The sequence below is a fragment of the Pseudomonas sp. genome (genome assembly GCF_048265905.1).
Taxonomy (GTDB): domain Bacteria; phylum Pseudomonadota; class Gammaproteobacteria; order Pseudomonadales; family Pseudomonadaceae; genus Aquipseudomonas.
Genome location: NZ_JBLXAP010000003.1, coordinates 140,523 through 152,886, shown reverse-complemented (window position 1 = coordinate 152,886; position 12,364 = coordinate 140,523). Strand labels below are relative to the sequence as shown.

9 protein-coding genes are annotated in these 12,364 nt (G+C 54.7%); 6 read left to right on the top strand and 3 right to left on the bottom strand.

The genetic code is table 11. From position 1 onward, the window contains the following. The first annotated feature begins 156 nt into the window (after nt 1–156). On the top strand, nt 157–1,428 hold the full coding sequence (stpA, locus tag ACN0UH_RS06195) for a glucosylglycerol 3-phosphatase (protein ID WP_417661241.1): 1,272 nt from the start codon (nt 157–159) through the stop codon (nt 1,426–1,428). Nucleotides 1,429–1,571: 143 nt separating this feature from the next. On the opposite strand, the gene ACN0UH_RS06190 is transcribed toward stpA, so the two are convergent. Continuing rightward, a complete protein-coding gene (locus tag ACN0UH_RS06190) occupies nt 1,572–3,527 on the bottom strand; it encodes a UvrD-helicase domain-containing protein (RefSeq protein ID WP_417661240.1) in 1,956 nt (651 codons plus the stop codon). 86 nt (nt 3,528–3,613) lie between these two features. Then, a complete protein-coding gene (locus tag ACN0UH_RS06185) occupies nt 3,614–5,701 on the bottom strand; it encodes a TonB-dependent siderophore receptor (protein WP_417661239.1) in 2,088 nt (695 codons plus the stop codon). Nucleotides 5,702–6,081: 380 nt separating this feature from the next. On the opposite strand from ACN0UH_RS06185, the gene guaB reads away from it, so the two are divergent. The 3 genes from guaB (at nt 6,082) to ACN0UH_RS06170 (ending at nt 10,836) form a co-directional block, all read left to right on the top strand. After that, nucleotides 6,082–7,551, top strand: coding sequence for an IMP dehydrogenase (gene guaB, locus ACN0UH_RS06180; RefSeq protein WP_087516069.1), 1,470 nt, complete (start codon nt 6,082–6,084; stop codon nt 7,549–7,551). A gap of 212 nt (nt 7,552–7,763) precedes the next feature. After that, a complete protein-coding gene (gene guaA, locus ACN0UH_RS06175) occupies nt 7,764–9,344 on the top strand; it encodes a glutamine-hydrolyzing GMP synthase (RefSeq protein WP_417661238.1) in 1,581 nt (526 codons plus the stop codon). Between the two features lie 301 nt (nt 9,345–9,645). Beyond that, nucleotides 9,646–10,836 carry a tyrosine-type recombinase/integrase gene (locus ACN0UH_RS06170; RefSeq protein WP_417661237.1) on the top strand — a complete coding sequence of 397 codons (1,191 nt, stop codon included), beginning with the start codon at nt 9,646–9,648 and terminating at the stop codon, nt 10,834–10,836. Here the strand turns inward: ACN0UH_RS06170 and ACN0UH_RS06165 are convergent. Further along, nucleotides 10,822–11,238, bottom strand: coding sequence for an antirestriction protein ArdA (locus ACN0UH_RS06165; protein WP_417661450.1), 417 nt, complete (start codon nt 11,236–11,238; stop codon nt 10,822–10,824). The two genes, ACN0UH_RS06170 and ACN0UH_RS06165, sit on opposite strands and share 15 nt — an antisense overlap. Nucleotides 11,239–11,443: 205 nt before the next feature. Between ACN0UH_RS06165 and ACN0UH_RS06160 the strand changes: the two genes are divergently transcribed. Further along, nucleotides 11,444–11,734 (top strand): AbrB/MazE/SpoVT family DNA-binding domain-containing protein, encoded by a 291-nt coding sequence (locus ACN0UH_RS06160; protein WP_417661236.1) that lies wholly within the window; start codon nt 11,444–11,446, stop codon nt 11,732–11,734. Beyond that, entirely contained in the window at nt 11,694–12,092 is a 399-nt protein-coding gene (locus ACN0UH_RS06155; RefSeq protein ID WP_417661235.1) for a type II toxin-antitoxin system PemK/MazF family toxin, read from the top strand. Before ACN0UH_RS06160 ends, ACN0UH_RS06155 begins: the two co-directional genes overlap by 41 nt. The last annotated feature ends 272 nt before the right edge of the window (nt 12,093–12,364 follow it).

The following is a 12,364-nucleotide window of genomic DNA, read 5'->3' as shown; positions in this document are numbered from 1 at the left end:
CAGCGGTTGCTTAGCGGATTGCCTAGGTAAAGTTAGTCCATAACCCTGAAAATAAGCGAATAAATCAATTGTTGCCTCGGTTGTGTTGCTCTCCAATGGACATTGCGTGTGGGGTGCTGGTTTGGCGCTGCAGGACTCAGCACGTAAGATAGAACGATGGTTGATTATCAAACAGGGTATTCCCTCGACTCCACCGAATTGCTCAACTCGCTGTCCGCAACCGAGCGTTTGTTGATTGTCCAAGATCTTGACGGCGTTTGTATGGGCCTGGTCCGTGACCCGCTGACGCGAGTAATAGCGCGTGATTACATCGAAGCTGCCGCGCGATTGGCCGGACGCTTTTATGTGTTGACCAACGGCGAGCACATTGGCATGCGGGGCGTGAATAGCATTGTCGCAAAGAGTGTGGGCGATGCCATGCAAGCGCGTGAGCGCGGATTGTATCTGCCAGGACTGGCCGCCGGTGGCGTGCAGTTTCAGGATCGCTTTGCCAGCGTATCGCATCCGGGGATCAGTGAAGCCGAGTTGCATTTTTTGCAGCAAGTACCGGCTATGTCTGAAGCTTATTTGCGGACGTTGCTGTCGAGCGAGCCGTATCACCTTGATACGCAGCTGATAACTGAGCTGGCGTCCTCGGCTGTGCTGGATAATCGGGTTTCGCCAACACTGAATATCAATGTCCTGTACCAGCACTTCAAGACTCAACCGAATATCTACAGACAGTTACAACACGATATCTCCACCTTTATGACAGACCTACACAGGCAGGCAGCTGAGCAGGGGTTGGGGGCGAGCTTCTTTACCCATTACGCACCCAACTCCGGGCGTGATGTGCAAGGGCATGAACGGCTCAAGTTCGGTGCGGAAAACAATGCGGGCACCACCGACTTTCAGTTCATGCTCACCGGTGCGATCAAGGAAGTTGGGCTGCTGGTGCTGCTCAATAATTATTACTTTACCCAGACGGGGCATTACCCGCTTGGCCAAGATTTCAATGCACGCCAAGCGCCGCACTCACAGGCTGAGTTGCTCAAGTTGGCGCGCGCTAAGTTTGACCCGACACTAATGCCACGCATTGTTGGAGTAGGGGATACCGTCAGCTCCAGTGTGCAGCCAGATTCTGCGGAGATTTTACGCGGTGGCAGTGATCGCGGCTTTCTGCATCTGGTGCAGGCTTTGGGCGAAGCGTTCGGGATCGATAACAAAGTCGTCTATATCGACAGCAGTGCGGGTGAAGTGCGCCGCCCCGGGGTCGATGCTGAATTATTGCAGCGGCGTAAAATAGAGCCAACACTTGCGCCATGGCCTGCATTGGAAGGCATTAGCGATCCTGCTGACCCGTTGCGCCTAGATGTGATTTTCAGCGGCGGTCATCAGCAGTACGTTGAGTTTTTCTGCGAACTCGCCGAGCGCTTACGGAACCTCTGAAAAAGGTAGCGAGCGACGATAGTACAAGGCAAAAAAGTGCGAAAAAGCGACCGGGGTCGCGCTCGACTTAGTTGGCCTAAATGAGTATTTTGAGCAGTTTTTTAACGCAGTAATATCTAGCGCAGTAGTTTTTCAGAGGATCCTTAACCGCTAGCCGCCAGTAGTTGAGTGGCGCCCTGGACTTTTTGCGTGTACCAGAATACCCGGCTCACGCCGCGAGTTATTGCGACGTAGCCGAGGCGCAGGCTTTCATCGCGCATGGCTTGGTCATAGCTGTTCACAAAGTAACCAGAGTAGGCGTACAACGCGTTGCGTAGCGGATAGCTTTCAGGTGCTTTGCAGTCGTCGACAATGATTGCAACTTGCGCTTGCAGGCCTTTGGCTCGGTGAATGGTGTAGCCCTTTACCGGCAGTTTTTTATCGAGCTGAGCTTGTATGGTTTTCAGCGTGTGATTCGCCCGGCTCAACAGCAAAACAGCGGTTTTTTCAGGTTTGTTCTGCTCGGTTGCGTAACTGCATTGCTCGCTGATTTGTTCGAGCAGCTCTGGTAAACGCTGGTTGATATCAAAACGGCTGATGACCTTGACCCCGTGCTCACCGGGCTGCGTGGTTCTGAACGCCTTGCTGGTCTTATTCTGCTTCAGTTCGACACCCGTCAACACCTGTTCGCCAGCGCCAATGATCGGCTCAATCGAGCGGTAGTTGGTGGTCATCATCAGCACGCTGCTTTTCTTTGATTTGCCTTTGCTGGGGAAGTGTTTATCGAAGTTCATAAACAGTTCTGGCGAGCTGCCGCGCCAGGCATAGATTGATTGCCAGTCATCACCAATGGCCATCAAGCTAACTGTTTGCTTTTGCTTGGCCAGACTATGCTGAACAGCCTGTAGCCACGCCACGATTTGCGGTGAAATGTCCTGGAACTCATCAATCAACAAATGCTTGAACGGCTCCAGTGTTGATTGGGTGGACGAACCCGTGTTGCTATTGAACAGCTGTGTAAGCTGCTCAAACGCCAGGTTAAAGGTGATCAAACCTTGATCTTTCAACACGGCCTCAAAGTAACCGTTGAATGTCACCAATGCTTGAATGAACAGACGCTCGCCCGCGCTGCATTGCAGCTTTGCCGGGTCCAGCTCAGCGATGCGAATGCCGATGCATTGGATAAAGTTAATCTGTGCATAAAAAGCTTCAAACAAGGGCGCCGGGCTGAACTCGCCTTTTAGCTTGTAAGTATCCAGCGGCGCTTTGCCTGCCGGTTTGGCTTTTGCGTTGTCTGGCACTGGAGGCGGGGCTGGCAAGTTCAATAGTTGGTGAACCTGCTGGCGGAATTCGTACTCTGCGCTGTAACAGGTTTGATAGGCCTGCTTCAGGAGACGTTGCTGGGCGGCGCCCAAGCGTGATGCGGTTAACGGGTTATCCAGCTCGCTGGGGTTGGCGGTTTTGTCGTTAAGTTGCTCGAACCAACTTGGCTTGCCCAGCAAATCTGTTGCCAGCGAACCCATTGCCGAGTGGAAGGTGCGCACGCATTGGCGCGCCTGACTCGGGTCAAAGGGGTATTGCCAGAAACTCAGCAGATCAAGCAGTTGCTTGCGCAATTGTTCGCAGGAGGCGCTGGTGAATGAGATCACCGTGAGTTGCTCGGGCTTGATCTGCAAGTGACACAACATAAACACCACGCGCAGCAACAGGGTGCTCGACTTGCCTGAGCCCGCGCCTGCAAATACACGGGTTAGCGGCGCGGTGCTGAGAATCATTGCCCACTGTTCATCAGAAGGCTGGCTGACTACGCCCGCGCTGACTGCCTTGCTCACTTGCTCGCGCATGGCTTGGATCTGTTGCTCGGCAATCGGCAGCGGCGCAGGGCCGTATATACCCTCAACGGTTTTTTTCGGGCGATTACCAGCAGGTTTGCGCGCTGTTTTAGCTGTGGCTTTACGTGCTTTGAGCACTTTTTTAGAGTGCGGTTTTTTACCTGTGACGCCTGAAGGGTGGCGCAGCAGCTGGCCTTCTTCAGCGCGTAAATAGGCGCTGGTGCGCGGGAAATAACGGCCCAGCGCTCCGGATAACAGGAGTTTGTAGCGTTTAACGGTAGACAACATTCAAATGTTCCAGCGAACTGATCATGTACAGCGCTGAATCATAAGGGTTTTGCGCGCTGGCATGGGGCCAAGCGCGCTGTTTACGTTTAGAAATCGACACTCGCTTGCAGGCGAACTTCACGCGGCTCACCCACGTTGACCCGAAGGTTGCCGCCGCTCGATGGGTAGTACTCTTGATCGAACAGGTTGCGCACGTTCAGCTGTAGCAGGGTTTTATCTCCCAGCAACGTGCTGTCCCAAGCGATAAATGCATCGGCAACGGTGTAACTGTCGAGCCAGAATGAGTTGCTGTTGTCGCCTGCACGTTCACCTACATAGCGGGCACCACCACCAATACGCCAGTTGCCCGTTTCAGGGTTGATATCGAGATCATGGGAGAGATACAGGCTGGCGACGTTTTTTGCCGCATTGACCAGTTCGTTACCCTTGTTGGCCGGGTCGTCTTTGATCTCTGTATCGGTGTAGGCGTAGGTGCCAAGCAGGTCCCAGCGGTCGGCGATGCGTCCGTTGATGTCTACTTCAATGCCGCGTGAGCCAACTTTGCCAGCGGCTTCGGAGCGGCCGTTATTGCTGACCACGACGTTTTCCTTTTCGATGTCAAACATTGCAACGCTGGCGGTCAGTCCGCTGTTGAGATCAAGGTTTACCCCCAACTCATAGCTACGGCCTTCTTCCGGGTCAAATGACTCACCGGTGTCGGCATCGGATGAGTTGGGTACGAACGAGCGGCTGTAGTTACCGTACAGTGAGACGTTTTGGTTGAGTTGGTAAACCAGTCCGGCGAAGGGCAAGAAGGTATTGTCGGTGCGATCAGTGGTTTTTACGTATTCGTTGCCACGACCTTGATCTGCATATTGGTCGAAACGCTGATAGCGACCACCGAGCACCGCAATCCATTGATCATTCAGGTGCCAGTTGTCCTTGAAGTAAACCGATTGTGAGTGCAGTTCATCGCTGCGATCGCTTTGTGTCTGGCTGATCAAAGACGGCTCGTCGAGGTTGCCGTATTGCGGGTTATAGATGTTGAAGCCAGTGCTATTGCGGCCGCGATAGGTGTCGCCACGAAAGTTATCAACGCGTTCAGTGTCAGCACCGATCAGCACGTCGTGTTGTTGGTTAAATAGTTGCGACTGACCAATCCAGTCCCACCCAAGGTATTGAGTCTGGTTGTCGTGCTCGCTGCCGTCGGCGCGGCGGGTTAGATCGCCGGTGCTTTCGTTCAGTGATGCCGGGCGCGCTTCGTTGTAATCGTATTGCTCGCGATTCCAACCGTAGGTCAACCGGGTTAGCCAACTTGGGTTGATCTGATATTCGGCTTTGGCCGTGACCAGTTCATCAGTGCCTTCGGCCTTCGACCAGGATTCACTAAAGCGTTTGTTGTAATCGACATGAGCAGGTTTGCCGTTGACAATCACCGTCCCGCGATCAAGTGGCGTCGAATACTCTTTGTGCTCGTATGCCAGGCTCAACGACAGGTCATTGCCGGTCCAACTGACAGACGGGGCGATAAGTGTATGCTCATCCTCGCCCGAGTTACGCCAGTAATCTTCATGCTGGCGCTCGGCGATAAAACGAAAAGCCAAGCCGCTATCCGCTAAAGGGCCGGTAACATCGATCATCGCGTTACCACCGCCAAAGCTGGAGGTTTCGCCACTGATTTGGCTGCTCCAGACATATTCAGGCTGTTTGCTGATGACGTTGATCAGGCCGCCGGGCTCAAGCGCGCCGTACAGCAGTGAGGCAGGGCCTTTGAGCACCTCGACCCGCTCGGTGGTGGCGCTGAAGTTGCGCGATAAGCTGGAGCGAATACCGTCGCGTAAAATCGAGCCGTCGGCATTGCTGCCAAAACCACGTTTAACAAAACCATCCTGACTGCCCGCCAGCGTATTGCTTTGGGTGATGCCGCTGACAAAGTTCATCGCATCATCCAGGCTATTGACCTGGAAATCCTTGATCACCTGTTCGGTCACCACTTGTACCGCTTGGGCTTCTTGCATGATCGGCACTGCGCTTTTACTTGCAGTGCTGGCGGTGTCGCTGGTGTATGAGCGGGCTTGCTGCTGCGCGGTGACTTGCTGGCCCGGTAATTCGAGTGCCGTGTCAGCTTTGGCTGTAAGAGGGCTAAGCGTGAGTGCAGCAAGAGCGGTAATTTTGCTGATGCGAAACAAGTGCATTGGAGGCTAATTCTTTGGTGGTATTGAGAATCATTATTATATGTGTTTTTGAAACTCAAACACCAACCCAGCAAAGCTTTTATATTCCGTGGAGCAGGGAAAGATGAGGTGCGTCAGTAAAAACCAGCGCTTGCTCAGAAGGTCGAGCCAGTGAGGCAGAGGTGCGAGCGAGACTGGGTTGCGCAGGGCTTTGCTCGATGTATATGAGCCCTTGATTCGGATTGTTCACCCCTTGAGGCCGCAACAGGGGCTGCCTCAATATCGGCCAGCACAATTGTTTTTTAGCTTTTCATGGGTTCCTTTGCTTGTTTGCATTGAGTGGAGGGCCGCTGCTGGGTATAATGGCGCGCTTCCTATTTTCCCGTCTGGGAGCCCCCGCCATGCTGCGTATTAGTCAAGAAGCTCTTACCTTCGACGACGTTTTACTTATTCCCGGTTATTCCGATGTTCTGCCGAAGGACGTCAGCCTCAAGACTCGCCTGACTCGTGGTATCGAGCTGAACATTCCTTTGCTTTCAGCTGCGATGGACACTGTTACTGAGGCGCGTTTGGCAATTGCCATGGCCCAAGAAGGCGGCATCGGCATCATCCACAAGAACATGACCATCGAGCAGCAAGCTGCCGAAGTGCGCAAGGTCAAGAAGTTCGAAGCAGGTGTGGTCAAAGACCCGATCACCATCGAGGCTGATGCCACGGTTCGTGACCTGTTCGAGCTGACGCGCCAGAACAACATCTCCGGTGTGCCTGTGCTGTCTAACGGTGATCTGGTCGGCATCGTCACTTCCCGTGATGTGCGCTTCGAAACCCGTATGGACGCAAAAGTCCATGAAGTGATGACGCCAAAAGAGCGTCTGGTCACGGTTAAAGAAGGCGCAGACAAAGACGTTGTGCGCGATTTGCTGCACAAGCACCGCATCGAGAAAGTCCTGATCGTCAATGATGCCTTCCAACTGAAGGGCATGATGACGGTTAAGGACATCGAGAAAGCCAAGGCATACCCGCTGGCCAGCAAAGACGACCAAGCGCGTCTGCGTGTTGGCGCGGCAGTCGGTACTGGCCCGGAAACCGGTGATCGTGTAACGGCGCTGGCAGCTGCCGGGGTTGATGTGATCATCGTCGATACCGCTCACGGTCACTCCAAAGGTGTGATTGAGCGAGTGCGTTGGGTCAAGCAGAACTTCCCGGAAATCCAGGTAATCGGTGGCAACATCGCCACGGGCGCTGCGGCCAAGGCGCTGGTTGAAGCGGGCGCTGACGCCGTTAAAGTCGGTATCGGCCCAGGCTCGATCTGCACCACGCGTATCGTTGCAGGTGTTGGCGTGCCGCAAATCTCAGCAGTGGCTAACGTTGCAGCAGCCCTTGAAGGCACTGGCGTACCGTTGATTGCTGACGGCGGCATTCGCTTCTCGGGTGACTTGTCCAAAGCCATCGTTGCTGGCGCATCCTGCGTGATGATCGGTTCGATGCTCGCCGGTACTGAAGAAGCTCCGGGCGAAGTTGAATTGTTCCAAGGCCGTTCGTACAAGGCGTACCGTGGCATGGGCTCGCTGGGCGCTATGTCGCAGGCGCAAGGCTCGTCCGACCGTTATTTCCAGGATTCCTCGGCAGGTGCTGAGAAGTTGGTGCCGGAAGGTATTGAAGGTCGCGTGCCTTACAAAGGCTCGATGTCGGCAATCGTTCACCAGTTGATGGGTGGCCTGCGTGCATCGATGGGCTACACCGGTTGTGCAACAGTTGAAGACATGCGCACCAAGCCTGAGTTTGTCCGCATCACCGGCGCCGGTATGGCTGAGTCGCACGTGCATGACGTGCAGATCACCAAGGAGGCGCCGAACTACCGCGTCGGCTAAAAAATCCTTTTGACGCTACTGCGCTTGCGCAGGCTGCGTTGGAGTTAAGGTTTGAAATGCTCATTTGCACCAGCAAACTCCGCTTTCTCACCTTACTCCGCCTTGCCTGCTCTGCGCTCGCAACGCGGCAAAAGGATTTTTATATAGGTTAAAAAGTACGGGGCTGTTTACTCAGCCCTTGTCATTTGTGGATTCCGCTACGAGAGACGGCTATGGCTCATCCTGATATTCACGCCCATCGCATCCTTATTCTGGATTTTGGCTCCCAGTACACTCAGTTGATCGCCCGTCGTGTGCGTGAGATCGGGGTTTATTGCGAACTGCATCCGTTCGACATGAGCGATGACGAAATTCGCGCATTCGCGCCACGCGGTATCATTCTCGCCGGTGGTCCTGAGTCGGTTCACGAGCTTGACAGCCCGCGCGCACCGCAAGCTGTTTTTGAGCTGGGCGTTCCGGTTCTGGGCATTTGCTACGGCATGCAAACCATGGCAGAGCAGATGGGCGGCAAAGTGCTCGGTTCTGATATCCGTGAGTTTGGTTATGCGCGGGTTGATGTAGTCGGCAAAGGACGTCTGCTCGACGGTATCGAAGACCACATCGATGATGACGGTGTGTTCGGCCTCGATGTATGGATGAGCCACGGCGATAAAGTGACCACCATGCCTGAAGGCTTCAGTATTCTGGCAAGCACGCCGAGCTGCCCGATTGCCGGTATGTTCGACGATGCGCGCGGCTACTATGGCGTGCAGTTCCACCCAGAAGTGACGCACACCAAGCAGGGCGGTCGTATCCTTTCGCGCTTCGTGCTTGATATTGCTGGCTGTGAAGCGCTGTGGACACCATCGAATATCGTTGATGACGCCATTGCTCAGGTGCGTCAGCAAGTCGGTGATGCCAATGTGTTGCTCGGCCTGTCTGGCGGCGTTGACTCTTCGGTTGTAGCAGCCCTGCTGCACAAAGCGATTGGCGATCAACTGACCTGCGTGTTTGTTGATAACGGCCTGCTGCGTTTGCACGAAGGTGAGCAAGTGATGGCCATGTTTGCTGAAAACATGGGCGTTAAAGTGATCCGCGCCAATGCTGAAAAGCAATTCCTCGACAATCTGGCTGGCGAAGCAGACCCAGAGAAGAAACGCAAAATCATCGGTCGCACCTTTATCGACGTATTCGATGCGCAAGCCTCGAAGCTGGAAAACATCCAGTTCCTTGCTCAGGGCACTATTTACCCGGACGTGATCGAGTCTGCCGGAGCCAAAACCGGCAAGGCACACGTGATCAAGTCGCATCACAACGTTGGCGGCCTGCCAGAGGAAATGAACCTTAAGCTGGTTGAACCACTGCGCGAACTGTTCAAAGACGAAGTGCGCAAGATCGGCCTTGAGCTGGGCCTGCCGTTCGACATGGTGTACCGCCACCCATTCCCAGGCCCGGGCCTTGGCGTACGCATCCTCGGTGAAGTGAAAAAGGAATACGCCGACCTGCTGCGTCGTGCGGATCACATCTTCATTGAAGAACTGCGTAACTTCGACTGGTACCACAAGACCAGTCAGGCGTTCGTGGTATTCCAGCCGGTCAAATCGGTTGGCGTGGTCGGTGATGGCCGTCGTTACGCCTGGGTTGTGGCATTGCGGGCTGTTGAAACCATCGACTTCATGACCGCGCGTTGGGCACACCTGCCTTACGAGTTGCTGGAAAAAGTCAGCAACCGCATCATCAATGAGATCGAAGGCATCTCACGCGTCACCTACGACGTGTCGAGCAAGCCGCCGGCAACCATTGAGTGGGAGTGATGTCTGGTCCTTCTGGGGCCATTGAGATGTATCGATAGCCAATTGCAAGGTGTTGATTTAAAAGAAAATTAGTTGCAATTGTTATCGAGGCCTATCGCCGATTAGCAGAACGGATTGGCGGTAGCGGGGACGGTAGTAAACAGCGGTCGGATTAAGACCGTTCTGTTTACTATCCGGTCAAAACCGGTCTTTGACGGTAAATCGCTCCTAGGGAAAGCTTGCCCCGTGCGGCTTTCCCGGCATCAACAGGTCTCCTGACCCTTGACGGTAAAAGCCGTCATGAACAGGAGTAAAAACCTCGATGCTTACTGATACCAAACTGCGCAATCTCAAGCCCAAATCCAAGCTGTACAAGGTCTCCGACCGCGATGGTATGTACGTGACGGTATCGCCTACCGGTACCGTCACCTTTCGCTATGACTACCGTCTCAATGGACGCCGAGAAACGCTGACTATCGGGCGCTATGGACCAACTGGCATTTCCCTGGCCATGGCTCGCGAGAAGCTGTTCGATGCCAAGCGCATGGTCGCTCTGGGCAAGTCTCCCTCCCTGGAGAAGCAGCGTGCTAAGCGGCGCTTGAACGCTGCCAAGAATTTCGGTGAAACGCTGACGAAGTGGTTGGCCGGCGCACGCATGGCCGACAGCACGCGCGCGATGCGAAAAAGCATCATCGATCGCGACATCCTGCCGGTCTTCGAGAATCGGTTGCTGACCGAAATCACCCCTGATGATCTGCGAGCCCTGTGTGCCAAGGTGAAGGCTCGAGGGGCGCCTGCAACTGCCGTCCATATTCGCGACATCGTGAAACAGGTCTATGCGTTCGCGATCCTGCATGGTGAGAAAGTCGAGAATCCGGCTGACGATGTTAAGGCGTCCTCCATCGCCACTTTCGTGCCGAAGGATCGGGCACTGAGCCCGACCGAAATTCGGCTGGCCTTCCATCAACTGGAGTCCATCGCCGCGTATCCCACGATCAAGCTGGCCTTGCGGCTGGTGCTGCTGACCTTGGTTCGCAAGAGCGAGCTGATCGAGGCAACCTGGAGCGAGGTGGACTTCGAGAACGCCACTTGGACGATCTCTAGGGAGCGAATGAAGGGGCGTAACCCACACGTTGTCTACCTGTCGCGCCAGGCCCTAGACATCTTCGTGGCGCTGCACACCTGTGCGGCTGGTTCCCGGTATGTGTTGCCCTCACGCTATGACATCTACCGCTGTATGTCGCACGCCACCCTGAACCGTATCACTCAGCTCATCGCCTCCCGTGCGAAGGATGCAGGCCTGCCGTTAGAACCGTTCACCGTCCACGACCTGCGCCGGACTGGTTCCACGCTGCTCAATGAGGTGGGCTTCAACGGCGACTGGATTGAGAAATGCTTGGCTCACGAGGATGTGTGCGAGTTCGCGTCTCGCAGTCTCGCCCAACAGCTGGCACATGGCGTGTGTGGCTGCAGTCTCCCAAGGTGCGGTTCTACGGCTCTACACAAAATCTGAAAACCGCATGGACGGATTTCTGTAAATCCGTAAAAGCGTAAATCCACTTCCCCACAAGTCCGTAAATCCGTGGATACGAATCGACGGATTTGGGCAAAACCGTAAGACCACAACGGTCTCAATCAACTGGCAGCACAGCGTGTTTGCTCCAGGCTGATCATCGTGTGTTCGCACCCTTGCATCCGCCTTGCGCGCCTGCTCCAGGTCGTTGAAGTGATCGAGCGGGGCGCCGCCGAGCTCGGGGTTCTCCTCGATAAAGCAGGCGATCTCTTGGGCGCTCTCAAGACCCTCGTATTCACCGAGGCGGTAGCCGTCGAAGCCCTCGAAGTCGTGGATGGCGTATTCCTCCGCTTTTCCCCAGCTCCTAGTTGTTGACGCTCGCCGTCCCCTCCCTCCCGTCAAGTCTGCCCCCTCCAAAAGCCCCTATTTGGAACCGGGATCGTGGGTACATTGTAATACGTCTGAAAATGTATTACATTGTGCCCACGCAACCTTAAAAGCAGTTGCGTGCGTCACATTACCCAGCCCTGAAGGAAGGGCACGCCTGGTGGGGCGTCTCCACCCATGACCCATACAAGGGCATGAAAATTACAGAGGTCCACAAACAATGATTACGCAAATCAGAAAGGTCGGTAACAGCGCTGGCGTTGTGATCCCTTCCGTGATGCTCAAGGAGGTGAAACTTGCGATAGGAACAGAAATAGATCTAGCCGTTAGAAACGGCGCACTAACAATTCGACCATTGGAGGCTCAACGACGAGGGAAGCGAGAGATTTCGCTAGCTTGGTTGCTTGCTGATTTCCAGGACGTCGAGGAAGACTTAATCCCAGGCGCATTTGGCGCAGAGGTCCTTGACAATGATGACTCAGATTACCGAAACAACCCGCAAAACTCTTAAGCCGGGCGACATTATTCGCGTCGCCCTTGACCCTACCGTAGGGTCCGAAACGCAGAAAACAAGACCCGCTATTGTTCTAACCGAGGAGCAACTTAACTCGGTAAGCCGGACGGTTGTAGTAGTGCCGCTCACGAGTGGGACTGGCTCGATAATGCGTCTATTTCCCCAGGTTGACCCGACCCAAAACGACTGCAACGCACATGGGACTGCCATCCTCACTCAGATGCGCGGGCTGGATCCTGTCGCGCGTGGCGCAGAACTAATCGGCGCCATTACCGATCAAGCGCTTCTTGACTCGATCCGTCTTCATTTGGCGGCAATGCTTGGCATTACGCTCAATCTCCTCGATCCCGTATAGAAGCCGCACCGCCGACGGGCATGAGCGGAAGACGAGTTAAGTAATTTGAGCCTACATGGAAGGCTCATGAATTTCGCTCGTCAAGCACGGCGCGCCAAGGGAGCTCGTCATGGCTCAGGGGCGGAGTTGCCGCTCCCCCCTGCTGGCCCTCAACATTGTCGATTTACGGCTGTCGAAAAATTATTCGAATCGACACCACCACGACTGCGCGTAAAAGCATTGGTCGATCTGTTCAATTCCGCTAAGTACAACTCCGTTCTGAGCCATGCTCT